The 15,863-nt window shown below is 66.3% G+C and carries 14 protein-coding genes; 7 read left to right on the top strand and 7 right to left on the bottom strand.

Annotated elements, in window-relative coordinates:
* Positions 1 to 677 precede the first annotated feature (677 nt).
* The 4 genes from NM2_RS38380 to NM2_RS38360 all read right to left on the bottom strand — a co-directional run bounded on the left by NM2_RS38380 (position 678) and on the right by NM2_RS38360 (position 6,238).
* Complete coding sequence (locus NM2_RS38380) at positions 678 to 884, bottom strand: DUF397 domain-containing protein (protein WP_067679987.1); 207 nt, start codon at positions 882 to 884, stop codon at positions 678 to 680.
* On the bottom strand, positions 874 to 1,911 hold the full coding sequence (locus NM2_RS38375) for a helix-turn-helix domain-containing protein (RefSeq protein WP_245718418.1): 1,038 nt from the start codon (positions 1,909 to 1,911) through the stop codon (positions 874 to 876). Before NM2_RS38375 ends, NM2_RS38380 begins: the two co-directional genes overlap by 11 nt.
* A gap of 108 nt (positions 1,912 to 2,019) precedes the next feature.
* Positions 2,020 to 4,908 (bottom strand): P-loop NTPase fold protein, encoded by a 2,889-nt coding sequence (locus tag NM2_RS38370; protein ID WP_067679981.1) that lies wholly within the window; start codon positions 4,906 to 4,908, stop codon positions 2,020 to 2,022.
* A 517-nt stretch (positions 4,909 to 5,425) separates the two neighbouring features.
* Positions 5,426 to 6,238 (bottom strand): hydroxypyruvate isomerase family protein, encoded by an 813-nt coding sequence (locus NM2_RS38360; protein ID WP_067679975.1) that lies wholly within the window; start codon positions 6,236 to 6,238, stop codon positions 5,426 to 5,428.
* Positions 6,239 to 6,444: 206 nt separating this feature from the next.
* On the opposite strand from NM2_RS38360, the gene uraD reads away from it, so the two are divergent.
* The 4 genes from uraD (at position 6,445) to NM2_RS38340 (ending at position 9,030) form a co-directional block, all read left to right on the top strand.
* Positions 6,445 to 6,942, top strand: coding sequence for a 2-oxo-4-hydroxy-4-carboxy-5-ureidoimidazoline decarboxylase (gene uraD / locus NM2_RS38355; RefSeq protein WP_067679972.1), 498 nt, complete (start codon positions 6,445 to 6,447; stop codon positions 6,940 to 6,942).
* A complete protein-coding gene (gene uraH / locus NM2_RS38350) occupies positions 6,939 to 7,274 on the top strand; it encodes a hydroxyisourate hydrolase (protein WP_067679969.1) in 336 nt (111 codons plus the stop codon). Before uraD ends, uraH begins: the two co-directional genes overlap by 4 nt.
* A gap of 3 nt (positions 7,275 to 7,277) precedes the next feature.
* Positions 7,278 to 8,186: a factor-independent urate hydroxylase gene (gene pucL / locus NM2_RS38345; RefSeq protein WP_067679966.1), complete on the top strand. Its 909-nt coding sequence runs from the start codon at positions 7,278 to 7,280 to the stop codon at positions 8,184 to 8,186.
* Positions 8,187 to 8,262: 76 nt separating this feature from the next.
* Entirely contained in the window at positions 8,263 to 9,030 is a 768-nt protein-coding gene (locus NM2_RS38340) for an IclR family transcriptional regulator (RefSeq protein WP_067679963.1), read from the top strand.
* A 168-nt stretch (positions 9,031 to 9,198) separates the two neighbouring features.
* Here the strand turns inward: NM2_RS38340 and NM2_RS38335 are convergent, their stop codons facing one another.
* Both NM2_RS38335 and NM2_RS38330 read right to left on the bottom strand, forming a co-directional pair.
* Positions 9,199 to 9,849, bottom strand: coding sequence for a Uma2 family endonuclease (locus tag NM2_RS38335; RefSeq protein ID WP_157121649.1), 651 nt, complete (start codon positions 9,847 to 9,849; stop codon positions 9,199 to 9,201).
* Positions 9,850 to 10,013: 164 nt separating this feature from the next.
* On the bottom strand, positions 10,014 to 11,135 hold the full coding sequence (locus tag NM2_RS38330; protein ID WP_067679960.1) for a LacI family DNA-binding transcriptional regulator: 1,122 nt from the start codon (positions 11,133 to 11,135) through the stop codon (positions 10,014 to 10,016).
* Positions 11,136 to 11,274: 139 nt separating this feature from the next.
* Between NM2_RS38330 and NM2_RS38325 the strand changes: the two genes are divergently transcribed.
* Positions 11,275 to 12,273, top strand: a complete 999-nt coding sequence (locus NM2_RS38325; RefSeq protein ID WP_218026079.1) for a carbohydrate kinase family protein — start codon at positions 11,275 to 11,277, stop codon at positions 12,271 to 12,273.
* 163 nt (positions 12,274 to 12,436) lie between these two features.
* Here the strand turns inward: NM2_RS38325 and NM2_RS38320 are convergent, their stop codons facing one another.
* On the bottom strand, positions 12,437 to 13,177 hold the full coding sequence (locus NM2_RS38320; RefSeq protein WP_067679957.1) for a DUF5666 domain-containing protein: 741 nt from the start codon (positions 13,175 to 13,177) through the stop codon (positions 12,437 to 12,439).
* Positions 13,178 to 13,428: 251 nt separating this feature from the next.
* Here NM2_RS38320 and NM2_RS38315 point away from each other — a divergent pair, with 251 nt between their 5' ends.
* Together NM2_RS38315 and NM2_RS38310 are read left to right on the top strand one after the other, a co-directional pair.
* A complete protein-coding gene (locus NM2_RS38315; RefSeq protein ID WP_169816319.1) occupies positions 13,429 to 14,133 on the top strand; it encodes a response regulator transcription factor in 705 nt (234 codons plus the stop codon).
* The gene (locus NM2_RS38310) at positions 14,111 to 15,829 is read left to right on the top strand and encodes a sensor histidine kinase (protein WP_084531995.1); all 1,719 of its coding nucleotides are present in this window, start codon (positions 14,111 to 14,113) and stop codon (positions 15,827 to 15,829) included. Before NM2_RS38315 ends, NM2_RS38310 begins: the two co-directional genes overlap by 23 nt.
* The last annotated feature ends 34 nt before the right edge of the window (positions 15,830 to 15,863 follow it).

The following is a 15,863-nucleotide window of genomic DNA, read 5'->3' as shown; positions in this document are numbered from 1 at the left end:
GGGGTACAGGCGCAGGCTGATAACGCGGGCAGCCGCTCCAGCGGCCGCAGCCGTAAGGGGACGAGGACGTGCCGTGCATCCGCCGGTGGCTGCGGGATCGACAGCCCTGCGACATCGCAGCCTGCCCCGGCGGGAGCCGTCCCTCCGAGGCACTCGCGCGGGCCGCTGGCGTGGGTGGTCGGGCCAGCAGCAGTCGCGGTCTCGTCGAATTCCCGCTGTATTGCGGCCGAATGAGCCGAATCCGGACCTCGCCCACACGACGATGGGCATCGCCCGAGGCGAGCCAGCAGTTTGCGGTATGGAGTGACATGCCCGGTCATTGGGGCTTTCCGTGTCGGCCTTCTTGTAGGTGAGAGCCGAATGTAGTGGGGGTGTACCCGCCGGTGGGCCGAAAGTCGGCGTAGGTTGGATCCGGCGGTGAGCGTGGTCGCGGTGGTGGGCGAATCTGCGCTGTTGGGTTCCGGCCTGATGCCTCGCGTGGCGGTGAGAATGCAGTGCAGCAGGTTTTGCGGAGACCGCCACTGCGACAATGCGTAAAGACCGAGGGCACAGGCGAATTCGTCGCGCATGGACGAGACGATGACATCGTGGTCGAACGGCGTGGCGTGTGGTTGCGCCGACATCGCAACGGCTCTGGCCCGATTCGGGACCAGAGCCGTTGCGATGGAACGGGTGGGTCAGGCGTGGCCGAATTTGCCGTCGCTGAGTTCTGTGGTGAAGGCGTCCCATTCGGCGGGGGTGAAGACGAGGGCTGGGCCGGTGGGGTTCTTGGAGTCGCGGACGCCGACTGCGCCGTTGTCGAGGTGGGCGATTTCGACGCACTCCTTGGTGCCGCCACTGCGGCTGCTCTTGAACCACTTGGCTTTGGATAGGTCATCGTTCACGCTGGTACTCCCTACTTAACGTCCGCAGCAGTATCCTGCTGTCGCTCTCATCAAGCGCTGCTTGCTGGATCTGTTTGTGCGCCTGCGTATACCGTTGAACGATACCCATTTTCTCGCTGTACATGTCGCTCGTGTAGCCCTCCGCGTACACGGTGGTTGGTTCGATCGGATTGCCGCGGCCGTCCTCGCCGAACTCGAGAATCACGAATGGGCCAATCTGATCACCGGTCGGCATACCCGCCGAGAACGGCAGGATCCGGATAGATATGTTCGGGCGAGTGCTGGCATCTGCGAGGAAGCGCAGTTGTTTCTCCATGACAGCTGTTCCGCCGACCATCCGGCGTAATACGCTCTCGAACAGGACCACATCCATCAACACAGGCTTGATTTTTCGGTTGATGAGCCGCTGTCGCCGAATCTTGAGTTGCACGCGTCCTGCCAGCTCGATCGCAGAATCGGTTGGGCTTGCCGTCTGTGCGAGTACACGGGCGTAGTCCGCGATCTGGAGCAGGCCTGGCACGAGGTCGGGTTGATAGACCGTCAAGCGGCGTGCGGCGGATTCGAGGCCCATGTACACGCTGAAGTTGGCGGGGATCAGGTCGCCGAATTCATGCAGCCAGGACTTCTCGGCCGCTTCCTTCGCCAGCCCGCGCAGCCCCGCCGCTTCCTCCTCCTCGATGCCGTAGATCCCGATCAGGTCATCGAGGTCACGGATGCGAACTTTCTGATTCAGTCCCTTCTCCAGACGCTGGAGACTGCTCTTGCCCCATTCCATCAGGGCGGAAGTCTCTTCCAGCGTCATGCCGACGCCCTCGCGCGCCTCGCGAAGATAGCGGCCGAGCTGTCGGCGGGTGATACTGCTGTCGTGCTCGGTCATGATCGTGCCCCCATCAGTAGTCGCGATACCCCTTGATGGCGACATGGTTGCACGCAGTCGGGCCGCCATGTCGGTGAATCGGGCAGATTCATCGAATTCCCGTTTCGCGCCGCTGAATATCCAATGCGGTTGAACCACAATGGAATTCACCAGATCGGTGGCTGTGCATCCGCGCTTTCCGGAGTGGTGAACCTACCCGAGTCGGCGAGACTTCGTAGCCCCTGGTCGATACGACTCCGGCGCACCTGTGGGCGGCGTCTACGTATCGGACGATGATGATTCGATAGCGAATGGCTGGTAGAAATCATCAGCGGCAGTGAGGGTTTCGGTGGGTACCGAGGTTCGGGCGCTGGGTTGGGTGGCCGAGGTGTCGCTTGGGGCGAGGGTGTAGGAGAAGCGTCGTAGCCTCGGCAACCAGAGCTGTAGATCCGACAGGTCGGAGAATGATGTGACTTCGGATGCGCGGAGCAGTCCGCGGTGGAGTCGATGCCATTGCGGCACTTGGTCGTCCGGTATCGGTCCGATGATAAGATTCACCCAGCCGACCGCCGCGCGTTGCGGTTCGATATCCGCGACGAACTGAACCCACCTCGTGTTCGACGGCCGATGTGCGAGGCCGCCGGGGGCCGGACCCGCGGAATCCGGGGGAGTGTCCAGTACGGCCCCGCACAGGTGTGAGCGACTGGTCGACAGCGCGAGCAGAATCGCGACGGCCTCGAATTCCCCTGCCCGGCCGTCGAGTCCGAGAAAGCGGGAAGCGGGAGACAGCGAGCGGGTGGTGCGCACCATCCGATACACATTGAGCAGCCGCTTGGCTTCCCGCGGCGTATCGATGAACAGATCCAGCGCGCCCAGCAGTGCCAGCTCCGGCTGGGTGAGGCGAATCGGCGGTTGTAGACCCGGTGCGATCCGCCACTGTGCGGCCACCTCGGAACCGGCTTCGACCGGTATGGCGGTGACCGAGGGATCGGTCGACCCGATCGGCCGCCGATCGGTGTATGCGTCCTGTGGCGCTGCCGATTCCGCTGTCCCATCGAGAGGACCGGCGAGGTCGCTCAGCAGGGCGGACAGGCCCATCGTCGTCATTCGCGGCAGCATCACGGGGATGTTGAGGATCTTCTGGATGTAGTCCTCCGGGGTATGCGGCCGATCCGCCTCGATTCCGTTGTCGTACAACATTTCCGCGTAGCAGCTGCGCAGCGACCGACGTAGCCAGCTCAGATCGACGCCCACCACCACGACGAACAGATCGAAGGCGAGCAGCAGGTGCACGGCCTGAAGAACGTCGACGACCTGCTGTGCGGAGCAGCGGTCGAGATCGTCGATATAGAGCACGATCCGGTCGATCGGTTGCCGCGTCGAGGCCGGGTCCGGATCCTTGCGCCACTCGTGCATGAGGTCGACGAGCTGCTCGAGGTCCTTGCGGATGGTGGAGATGAGACCGAGCCGACCGGCATACCGCTCGCTGTCGGCTCGTTCGGCCAGGAAGGAATACAGCCGTCGGCCCGGCTCCAATTCGGCCAGTTCCCGGCCCAGCTCGCCGACGTGGGCGATGACATCGTCGAGTTGCGCCTGCGCGACTCGCTGTTCCGATTCGGCTGCGCGCAGGCGTGCCACGGTATCGGTCAGGTCGTTGCTGACCGACCTTTCGGCGGACGTTCTCAGCTCCGTGCGCAATTCCTCGCCGACCGCCCGCAGTCGTCGCAGGCCCCGGTGTATCCGGCTCGCCAGAAAAGTCAGTCCGCCGAGTCCGGTCGCGGTAGCGGAAAGCCCTGCGCCCCAGGCGGAATAGTCCCTGATGTGGCCCGCCAGGACCGGCACGAGGATGCCGAGACCGAGCAGTGTCACCGCTCCGGCCAGTGAGATCCACCCGATCTTCGTCGTCGCCGCTCGACCGAGCACTGCGGTCTCGCTGAGGGTGCCCTGAACCTGCTCCACCAGAAGTGCGGCTTGCTCGCTCTCGTCGTCGATACCGAGCTTGCGCCACATGCTCGAGATCGTTCGCCGAAATGACGACGTATTTCCCACTGCCGCAAGGAGATTGAGGGCCGATGTCTCGCGGCTCGTCACAGCCCGGTCCACTTCTTCGCGCAGTCGCGTCGCCGTGGTGCGCGCCTGCCGTGTGGCGTCCTCGAGTCGACGGCGCTGATCCATGAGCGGCGCGAGTTCTCCGCGAATCAGGTCCGCGCGGCCGGGTGAATGTGCGTCGGTACCGGCGAGCTGACGGAATATCTCGTCACCGAGACTGGCCCACAGATTGCTGTCCGCGTAATGCCATGCGTTGAAACTGATCTGCACGACCTCCCGGCAATACCGCTTCTCGCCGGACTCGGCGAGTGCGTGAATCCGGTCGCGCAGCATGGCCATGAAATAGCTCTTGCCCGAGCCCCATTCGCCGAATATCCCGACCGACAAGGGAAGTGGCGTGCTCTGGTCCGCGATGACGGTCGCCAGCATGGCGACGTAGGGTGCGACGCCGAGTCGATCCTCGTTCAGCGGTATGCCGACATTCGGGTCGACCAGATCCGTCGAGACGCCACCGGCCAGCGGAGTCGGATTCGACGAGTCCCCCGAAACCGTTGCGGTGAATTGCGCCGTGATGGCGTCGGCGGTCGTGTCGTCCTGGCACAGGAATACCAGCTGATCAACCATTCGCGCGGACTGCCGCTGCATGGTGTCGATGGCGGCGGGCACGATGATCCGCGCTGCTTGCTCGGCTGGTTTGAACAGCGAGCCGGTACCCAGGAGAGGCATGCCGATCCGCCGTGCGTTGGCAGTCGCCGCGGAATCGAGTGCGTTTCTCGTCGCAGTGGCCAGCGTCCCATCGGTGATGCCGCTTGATTCGTTGCCGTCCACATGCGGCGAGACCAATACGGCCCGGCCGAGAGTCACGTCGGTTCTGTTGCCCTTGGGCAACGCTATGACGATCGGGTGCTGGGGAGTTATGTCACCGAATGGGATGGTAGGCCAAACAGAATCGTCGAATTGGTGGCGTAGTGCGTTGCCGAGTGAGCCGAAACCGGACCCGACCGATACGACGATGGCATCGATGTCGAGCAGCCAGGGTTCGTGTGTCTGGGCGATCGAGTAGGTGATGCCATCCAGTTCTCCGAGTTCGATCGGAGCTGGGCGTTCCGTTGTGGTCACTGCGGAATCACCTACCGGCGCAACGGGTCATGCGTCGGAATGAAGATGTGACAGCTCTGGGCATGGTCCCCCCGCAAGGATGACGCCGTTACCCCTCCGGCTTCGGTCGGTCTGTCGAGAGTGTACTCGCCGAACCCCCGGCAGCCACTGCGGCGAGCAGGCAGTTCGCCGTAGTGGCTGATAAGGGGGTGGGGTGGGGTTTCGACGCGGATTGTCCTCCAGCCCAGTCCATCCGCGACGCGGAGGCGGTCGCCGCCGTAGCCTCGCGCCGGGCTGATCCGTGTCGTCGTGCTGACTTCGTCGAAGCTGAATTGGATGAAATAGTCCATGTCGGGGGCACATTGGTCCGGAGGATCAGGCCGAGGTACGAATTGTGCGCCCGCACATGGATGTACGGGCGGTCGCACTGGACATCGACGGCCGGTATCGGTGTCGCCGTGAGGTATTCGGTCCGGCTCACAGCGGCCGATCGTCGCGCACCGGATCGGCTCCGGGCCGATCGTGCGGTGGTATCGGTTCAGAGGGCCGCGTGCAGCCAATCGAAGCTGTCCGCGCTCGCGCCCGTGGGGATGTATTCAGCGGCGACGTGGCCGCGATAACCGGCGTCGGCGATCTTGCCCAGATAACCGAAGATGTCCAGGTCGCCGGTGCCGGGCTCGTGACGTCCGGGTGCGTCGGCGATCTGGACGTGGGCGATCCGGTCGCCGTAGCCGTCGATGACCTTGTCCAGATCGTCGCCGTTGACCGTCAGGTGGTACAGATCCGCGAGCAGGCCGAGATTCGTCACTCCGTGCGTCGTAATCACCCGATCGATGACGCCGATCGCGTCGCGCGCGGTTCTCAGCGGATAGGTGGGGATCCCGCTGACCGGCTCGATCAGGACGGTGCCGCCGATCTCACCGAGGGCTCGGGCGGCCACGCCCAGATTGCGGATCGCCACCTCGTCCTGCACGCCGGGGACCCGACCCTCGATTCGATTGCCGTAGAGGGTGTTGAAGGCGGGGCAGCCGAGCCGTCCGCCGATCCGCGCGGCCGCGGCGACGCCCGCGGCGAACTCCCGCTCCCGGCCGGGCCAGGAGACCAGGCCGCGGTCACCGGCGGGCATATCTCCGGCGAACAGGTTGAGCCCGATCAGCTGTACTCCGGCTCGCTCGATCGCGACGACGAAAGCGTCGGCCTCGGCGTCGGCCGGGGTCGCGGTCGGGAAGGGCCACCAGAACTCCACCGCGCCGAATCCAGCGGCCGCGGCCGCGGCGGGGCGCTCGAGCAACGGCAGTTCGGTGAACAGGATGGACAGATTCACCGCGTAGGGCAGGGGGTGTCGTGTCATGCCGTCTCCGTCTCGGTTGCGTGCGGTCGAATGCTGTCGATCTCATCATGCACATGACGGGTGAATTTCGTAATGCGGAATTTCACTTCCGTAATATGGCGGTAACGGCTGTCGGGCATGGTGGTCAACACTTTTCGTAGCACGATTCGGTAGTTCGGCCTCGGGGCTCGGGCCCGCCGGAACAATGGGACTCGGAGGTGTGGCGGATGCGGCAACCCGTGACGATGACGCAGCTCAGACAGCTGTCCGAGGATGATTGGCGGGCCGCGCTCGGCGAGGTGGTCGGGCTGGCGGAGTGGATCGACGCGATCGCGGCCGCACGGCCCTACGCCGATCGCGCGGCCCTGCTTTCCCTGGCCGAACGCGAGGTGCTCGCACTGCGTCCGGAGCAGGTGCGCGCCGCACTGGCCGATCACCCTCGCATCGGTGCGGCCACCGTACCCGGCTCGCAATCCGCGGGGGAGCAGTCCGGCGTCGACCCCGCCGACGCGGCGTTGCGCGACCGGCTGCGCGCGGGAAATCTCGCCTACGAAGCCAGATTCGGGCTCATCTACCTGGTGTGTGCCGCCGGTCGCTCCGGACCGGAGCTGCTCGCCGATCTCACCGCGCGCCTGGACAACGATCCCGATGCCGAAATCCTGGTCACGAGAAGAGAACTCGCCGCGATCGCGCGAAAGCGGCTGGAACGGATGGTAATTCGATGACCCGTAGCGCCATCACCACCCATGTGCTCGACACCGCCGAGGGGCGTCCCGCGCGCGATGTCCCCGTCCGGCTCGAAGTGCGTACGCCCGAGGGCTGGCGCGAGCTGGGTTCGGGCCGCACCGACGCGGACGGCCGCTGCACCGCCCTGGGCCCCGAGCGGGTCGCGGCCGGGGATCATCGGCTCACCTTCGACACGGCCGCCTACTACGGCGATCGCGACCACTTCTTCCCCGAGGTGACGATCACCTTCACCGTCACCGATCCGCAACAGCATCACCATGTTCCGCTGTTGTTGTCCCCGTTCGCCATATCCACCTATCGAGGGAGCTGACCCATGGCCATCCGGCTCGGGCCCAATCAGTACGGCAAGGCCGCGAACCGTCTCGTGCGCGTCTTCCGGGACACCGACCGCCATCGGATCCGCGACCTCAACGTCTCCACCGCGCTGCGCGGCAGGTTCGAGGACGCGCACGTCACCGGTGATCAGCGCGACGTGCTGCCCACCGATTCGCAGAAGAACACGGTATTCGCCTTCGCCAAGGAGAAGGGCGTCGCGGCGATCGAGGATTTCGCGCTGACCCTCGGCGACCATTTCATCGACCGCTGTCCGGGCGCGGACGGTGCGCGCATCGAGATCGACGAGTACTCCTGGGATCGCATTCCGGTCGACGGGGTCCCACACGAGCATTCCTTCGTGCGGACCGGCGGTGGTGTTCGCACGACGGTGGTCAATATCGATGGCGTCGGGCCGGATCGGCGGGCGCATGTGGTGTCCGGGATCAAGGATCTCGTGGTGCTGAAATCGACCGGTTCGGAATTCCACGGTTTCTTCCAGGACGAGTACACGACCCTGGAACCGACCACCGACCGGATCATGGCGACATCCCTGGTCGCTCGCTGGCGCTACGACACCGCCGACGCGATCGATTGGGACGGGAGTTTCCACTCGATTCGCTCGATCCTGTTGCGGCAGTTCGCGGTTGTGCACTCCTACGCCCTGCAACAGACCCTGTACAGCATGGGCCGCGCGGTACTCGAACAGCATCCGGACGTCGCCGAGATCCGCTTCTCGGCACCGAACAAACACCACTTTCTCTACGATCTGGATCGCTTCGGCGTGGCGAATCCGGGGGAGGTGTTCATCGCGGCGGACCGCCCGTACGGCCTGATCGAGGCCACCGTCGAACGCGACGACGCGCCCGACCCCGGCAACGCTTGGCACGGTATCCCCGGCTTCTGCTGAGCGGTGTCCTCGGCGCTGCGGAGCGCCTTCGAGACTGCGAGGATGGTGGAAACATCGATCTGGGAGGTGCGGCGCTGTGAGCGAGGCGCAGACGAGGGCCGGCGGCGGTGTGCAGTCCGTCGATCGGGCCTTCGAACTGCTGGAGCTGGTGGCCGACGCCGGTGGGGAGGCGACGCTGTCCCAGCTCGCGGAGGTTTCCGGGCTGCCGCAGCCGACCATTCACCGGCTGTTGCGCACGCTCATCTCGGGCGGGTACATCCGGCAGCAGCCATCGCGGCGATACTCCTTGGGGCCCAGGCTGATTCGTCTCGGTGAGACGGCCAGCCGGGCACTGGGCGCATCAGCCCGCACGCATCTGACCCGGCTGCGGGATCTGACCGGAGAGACCTCCAATATGGCTGTGCTGGACGGAGATCAGGTCGTCTACGTCGCGCAGGTGCCCTCCCCGCACGCCATGCGGATGTTCACCGAGGTCGGTCAGCGCGTGGACCTGCACTGCACCGCCGTGGGCAAGGCCGTGCTGGCCACCCTGCCGCCCGCCGAGGTCGATCGCATTCTGTCGCGAATCACGATGAGCCCCCGCACTATTCACACCATCACCGATCCGGCCGTGATCCGCGAGGAGATCGACCGCGTCCGCGAGCACGGCTATGCCGTGGACGACGGTGAGCAGGAGGCCGGCGTCCGCTGCTTCGCGGTGGCCATTCCCGACGCCCCCACCCGCGCCGCCCTGTCCATCTGCGGACCGCAGGCCCGCGTCTCCGGCCTGGATATGGCTACCGTCATCCCGCTGCTCAGGGACACCGCCGCGAGTGTCGGACGAGATCTCAGCGCGGCCAGCTGACGCTGAAACCTCAACGCGAACAACCAATTCCAACGTGTTGCGGCCTCGGTTTTCCCCCGCTGACGGTCGAGTCGACATCATGCGCCCAGCCACCCGCCCGATCACCAGCGCCGAGACGAACCACTGATCCCGCGACAACCGAAGCCGCTGCGACTTTCCGACCCGGTATCAGTATTCCAGTTCCGACCAGGGGATCCGAATGGGGAACGGGAAATCGAAAGTGATTCCGGCCGGGTCGAATACATCGCAATCCATGCCGTCCTCGGCCGCCGAGATACCGGACCGCCACTCGCCCGCGATAATGTAGTTGGCCGGTCGTAATGATGTCACTCCGGAGGGGAGCTGCGCGGGGCCGCTTTCGAGCCCGTATGCCCGGACGATAGTGGTGGGATGCGGGTCGCGTCCGAGTAGGACCTCCCAGTACCAGGGGATACCTGCGGCAGCATAGCGCATCTTCTTCGTCTCGATATCCCGTGGCGTATTCGACGGCGAAAGCACTTCACCGACCAAGTGGACGTCCGAGGCGCGAATATCCTGGTACCTTTCCGCGAGGCAGCCGTAGACCAGAAAGTCGGGCGTCAGAAAGTCGGATTTGCCGGTGTCGCCGAGGAATACGTTGGTCTCTACGCTCACCCGCCAGCACCTGTCCGGCCTCTCAGCCGTGTCCGCGCGGGCGCAACGCCGGAGTGCATTTCGGAATTCGACGGTGCAATCCTGATGTTCCGCGGGCCCGCGTCGTGCCCATACGACGCGGCCGTTCCACAATTCGATCTGACCTGCGATCTCCTCGGGGAGGAGTTCGAGTTCTTCCCAGGTCATATGCGTCGGAAGGTTCGGTGGCGCGGCGTATGGGACACCCATGCCGGTCATGATAACCGCAGATCGGGCGGCGGGGTCGGGTCGTTTTCCAGGCGCTGCGGCCGCACGCACTCGTGTTTCCGCGGTGTTCGGCACCGGCATCAGGCCGGGGTGACCTCGGGCGCTTATCGCCGGTGATGTTGTGACGCCGCTGGGCGGTCGGCCGGTGTCTTCACGCTGGTGGTCGTGCTGCCCGGGATTTCTCCGGAGCCGCGGGGGATCAGGCGGGTGGGGATGACTCGGTGGCGAGGTGGGGACGTGTCGCCGTCGAGGCGGGTGAAAAGGAGTTCGGCGGCGGTGCGGCCGATGCGGGTGGGGTCCTGGGCGATGGTGGTGAGGGGTGGGGTGATGAGGTCGGCGAGGGGGAGGTCGTCGAAACCTATGATGGCGATGGCGTGCTTCGGGTCGTACTTTCCGATGGTGCGCAGGAGGGCGGTGGTGATCAGGTTCTGGGCGCTGAAGACCGCGGTGGGACGATCGGGGCGGGTGAGCAGGGCTTCGGCCGCGGCGGTGGCGGCTTCCGGGGAGTGCAGGTCGGTGTGGATCAGGTTGGGGTCCAAGGTGATTCCGGATCGGGCCAGACCTTCGACGTATCCGGCGTAGCGGTGTGCGGCGGTCTGGATCGTGTGCAGGTCGCCGAGGTAGGCGATGCGGCTATGACCTTGTGCGGCAAGGTGTTCCACGGCGCGAATCGCGCCCTCGCGATTGTCGGCCGTGACGCTGTCGAATTCGGCGGATTCGGGTGCGCGGTCGACGAAAACCACTGGGGTGCCGCGCGTATGCTCGCGCAGCAGGATGCTGTGATCGGCGCCGACCGGCATCACGATGAGGCCGTCGACGCGGCGGGACAGCAGGGCTTCCAGCACCTCGCGCTGACGGTCCGGATCCTCGTCGCTCGAGACGGCGAACACCAATGTGCCACGGCCGTGGGCGAAATCCTCCACCGCCCGGTGCAGGGCGGCGGCGAACGGATTGGCGACGTCCATCAGCACCAAGCCGATCGCGGCGGTCTTCTGACCGTGTCCGCGCAGCGTGCTGGCCGCGAGATTGTGCCGGTAGTCGAGCATCGCGGCGGCCTCGGTGACTCGCGTGGTCAGCTCGGGGGACACTCCCGCCTCCCCGCGCACCACCCGCGACACGGTCTTGATGCTCACGCCCGCGAGCGCGGCGACCTCGCGCATGGTGGCGGCGCGTCGTGGTGCACCGGGGGGATGGTCCGGTGCGCGCGGATCCGACAACGCTGACATCGGCTCATTTCTAGCATGTCGAGGTGAGAACCCGCAGATGATATCCGGATTCCCTGGACGGATGGCAGGTCACCATCTATGGTTCTGACAACGTTGTCTTTTCATGATGCGGCGATCGTGACCGGTGAGGAGGTGGGCGGTGTCGGTGCTGAACGGCGAATCCGCCGCGGGGCCTGTGCGCATCATCGCCGTGGCCGGGGAAGCGCTGGTCGACCTCGTACCCGCCGACGTGCCGGGGCACTTCGCGGCGATGCCCGGCGGCAGCCCGACCAATGTCGCGGTGGGGCTGGTCCGGCTGGGGGCCCCGGTGCGGATGCTCGCGCGCATCGGCGCGGGCGCGATGGGGAACCGGGTACGGAACCACCTGCGGCACAACGGTTTGAGCCTCGACCACACGATCCAAGCTAAGGAACCGACCTCACTGGCCATCGTGGACCTGGACGCGAACGGCGTGGCGCAGTACGACTTCCGGATCGAGGGCACCGCGGACTGGCAGTGGACCGATGCCGAACTCGCCGACGCACTCGACGGTGACGTAATCGCCCTGCACACCGGCTCGCTGGCGATGACCCAGCAGCCCGGCGCCGATGCCCTGCTCCGCCTGATCAAACGCGCCCGGCCCGCGTCGACGATCTCCTACGACCCGAATATGCGGCCGCAGTTGATGATTCACGAACAGGCGCGGGCCAGGGTCGAAACCGTGTTGCCGCTGGCCGATGTGGTCAAGGTCAGTTCGGAGGATCTGGCCTGGCTCTACCCGGGACGTGCACCGCGCGACGTCCTCACGGACTGGGCATGCCGGGGCCCGGCGTTGGTCGTCGTCACCCTCGGCGGTGACGGCGCCCTCGCCGCCACCGCCGAGGATCGCACCCCGACTCACCACCCCGGTATGTCGGTCGAGGTGGTCGACACGGTCGGCGCGGGCGACGCCTTCTCCACCGGCCTGCTCGCCGGTCTGCTCCGCCGCGACCTACTCGGCGCCGATCGTCGAAAAGCGTTGCGCGCCATGGAACTATCCGACCTGGAACAACTCCTGGCCGAAGCGGCCGTGACCGCCGCCCTGACTTGCACCCGCCGCGGTGCGGATCCGCCCACGGCCGGGGAGGTCGACGAATTCGTGCACCGTCACCCAGCCTGATCGCTGCCTCGGGATGGGTGAGGTTACTCGAACCGCGAGGGACGCGGGGTTGATGCCTCGAGCCGGCGATCCCCGTGCAGCCGCCCGGTGATGGTTCTGCTGAGCCCGGCCGGTCCTCATGACTGGATTGTGGATCGTTCCGGTCGGAGCGGTTTCCGTGCGATCAGTTGGTCGTCGGAGCTTGCGCGTCCAGTTGCGTTCCCGGACCCGGGCCCATCCCGCCGGGGCCGAATTGCCCGGGCATGCTGGGCATCTGGTTGGGATCACCGCTGGTGTCGTCGTCCGCGCCGCCGGGATGCATGGACATGCGGCTGTTGCGGCGGCTCAGGCCGTTGCCGTTCTGGTTGGCGCTGGGCTCGGTGATGACCGTTGCCGTGGCCGTTCCATTGGCGTCGGTGGCCCGAATGCTCACCGTGTCACCGACTTTCAGGCCGGATTCGGACTGCGTCGAGGTGTTGATGGTATAGGTGTGGCTGTAGTCGTCGGTGCTCTTGGCGGTGATCGAATCAGCGGAAATCGCTGTGACAGTTCCGGTCTGGGTGAGTTCGGTGGTGTATCCGCCGTTGCCGTCGGAGATGACGAACTGACCGTGCAGAGTCGGCGCGCCGATCGCGCCGCCGTTGGCTCCGCCCGGACCGGCGGCATTCGCTCCGCCCTGGCCGCCGGGGCCGTTCATGCTCCAGCCGGGGCCGCCGCCCGGACCGCCGCGCCCGCCGTGCTCCGATGAATTGCCCGAGGCGGCGTAGATGACCCCGCCGCCGACGGCGGCGATGGCCGCGGCGATGCCGACCGTGGCGATGGTCTTGCGGGTGTTCCACGTCGACGGGGTGGTCTGCGGCGCGCCCCAGGTCGGTTCGGCGTGTTCGGGCTGCTCAGGGCGCTGGGGCTGCTCGGGAGCGGTCATGATGGAGGTACTCCTTGGGTACGAGGGCCCGACAGGGTCGTCGGTGTTCGCTCCACCGTGTGCGGCGAAGCTGTGTGCGGGCTGTACGCGGAGTCAGCGTTGGATATGTGCGCGCTGGTCAGGACTGTTTTCCAAGGTGGGCGTTTCACAGGTAGCGCACAGCCGAGACAAAGCCCGCACCGACAAACGGGCGCGACCATGATGAGGTGACCGCAATGACCAGTGCCAATTCCCCGACCGAACGCCCCGTGATGCGCCGTGCCGACGGCAGTCCCGTAACCGTGCTGGTCGTCGACGACGAGCCGATGCTGGCGGAGATGTTGTCGATGGCGCTGCGGTTCGAGGGCTGGGAGGTGCACAGCGCCGGCGACGGCCGCACCGCTATCGCCCGTGCCCGCGAGACCCGTCCCGACGTGGTCGTCCTGGACGTCATGCTGCCCGATATGACCGGGCTCGAGGTTCTGGGCAAGCTGCGTGCGGAAATCGCTCACCTGCCGGTTCTCCTGCTGACCGCCAAGGATTCGGTCGAGGACCGCATCGCCGGGCTCACCGCGGGCGGCGACGACTACGTCACCAAGCCGTTCAGCATCGAGGAGGTCGTGCTGCGGCTGCGCGCACTATTGCGGCGCACCGGAATCACGTTGCACGACAGCGGCGCTCAGATCGTCGTCGGCGATCTCGTCCTGGACGAGGACAGCCACGAGGTGACTCGCGGCGGCGACCCGATCACCCTGACCTCCACCGAATTCGAATTGCTGCGGTTCTTCATGCGCAATCCCAAACGCGTGCTGAGCAAGGCGCAGATCCTGGACCGGGTCTGGAACTACGACTTCGGCGGCACCTCCAATATCGTCGAGCTCTACGTCTCCTATCTGCGTAAGAAGATCGACAACGGACGCGAGCCGATGATCCACACGCTCCGGGGCGCGGGCTATGTCCTCAAACCTGCTACCTGAGCCCCCGGTGACCGGCGCGGCCGCGGTGCCGTTGCGGCGGCGGTCGTCCGGACCTGACGCGCGCAAGTTCGCAAGGGACACAGCCGATTCCGATCGGTCCGGTCTGTTCCGGCGTCGTCCCCGAGCCGGTGCCGCGCAGGAATCCTCCGACGAACAGGGCCGCTACCGCCGGCCCGGTCGCTGGTCCCCCCGACGTTGGTCGCTGCGACTGCGGCTGCTGGTGGGGCAGGTGCTGCTGCTGGTCCTGGTGGTCGTCGGCATCGGCACCGCGACGGAGATCGCGTTGCAGCAGTTCCTGGTTCATCAGCTGGATACGCAGCTGGTCGAGAGCGAGAAGCACGCCGTATTCGATTCCGGCGGCGGTCCCGACGTCGGCCCGCTTCCCGATGGTATGCCCGCGCATCCTCCGCCCGAGTCCAAGTCGTCCGGACCGGGTCCGGACTTCCTGAACCGCGGCGGTGTCCAGCCCGACTCGATCGGTGCTGTCATCACCGACGGAAAGGTAACGGCCGCAGGCAAAATCGGCTCCGACGGTGGTGAGGCGGCGCTGTCCGATGTCGCGAAGAGTCAGCTGACCGATATCGCGACCGACGGTAAGCCCGTCACCGTCGATCTGGACGGTATCGGCAGTTACCGGGTCGTGGCGGAGCAGACCTACAAGCACACCACCGTCATCACCGGCCTGCCGATGGCCTCGGTGAACGCGACACTCGTTCGGGGACTGCTCGTTTCGGTGATCGTCACGATCGTCGCGCTGGCCGTCGCGATCACGGTGGGCGTCTGGGTGATTCGTCGTGCCCTCGCACCGCTGGATCGGGTCGCGTCCACCGCGGCCCGGGTGGCGCGGCTGCCGCTGGATCGCGGGGAAGTCGAACTGCCCGTGCGTGTTCCGGCCTCGGACTCCGATCCGGGCACCGAGGTCGGCAAGCTCGGCGCGGCGGTGAACCGGATGCTGGACCATATCGCCGGGGCGCTCTCGGCTAGGCACGACAGCGAGACCCGGGTGCGGCAGTTCGTCGCCGACGCGAGTCACGAGTTGCGCACCCCGCTGGCCGCGATCCGCGGCTATACCGAACTGGCGCAACGGAATCGGGACGAGGTGCCGCCGATCGTCGCGGACGCCATGGGTCGGGTGGATGCCGCCGCGCATCGCATGTCCGGACTGGTGGAGGATCTGCTGCTGCTGGCCCGGCTGGATTCGGGCCGCCCGCTCGAACGCCAGACCGTGGATCTGACGCCGCTGACCGTCGACGCGGTCAGTGACGCCCATATCGCGGGTCCGGATCACCGCTGGGATCTTCGGTTGCCGGATCGTCCGGCGATGGTCGTCGGCGATGGCGCACGACTGCATCAGGTCCTGGCGAATCTGCTCACCAATGCCCGCGTGCACACGCCGCCGGGCACCGCCGTCATCGCCGCGCTCGATATCGATGCCGACGGTTCGGTGGTGTGGACCGTGCGGGACGACGGGCCCGGCATCCCGGCCGCGCTGCAACCGGAGGTTTTCCAGCGGTTCGCCCGCGGCGACTCCTCGCGGTCGCGTCATGCGGGCAGTACCGGGCTCGGGCTGGCGATCGTGGCCGCCGTGGTGAAGGCGCACGGCGGTGAGATCACCGTGGACAGCGTGCCCGGCCGCACCGAATTCACCGTCCGGTTGCCCTCGGCGCAAGTCGACTCGGCTGATCGCACGGCCTGAGCGCAGAACTCGTATCGTGCGGGAGGTAAGGCCT

The organism is Nocardia miyunensis NBRC 108239, from assembly GCF_001613065.1.
GTDB lineage: Bacteria > Actinomycetota > Actinomycetes > Mycobacteriales > Mycobacteriaceae > Nocardia > Nocardia miyunensis.
The sequence above is the reverse complement of the archived record's forward strand: the minus strand, read 5'-3'. Positions and strand labels throughout refer to the sequence as shown.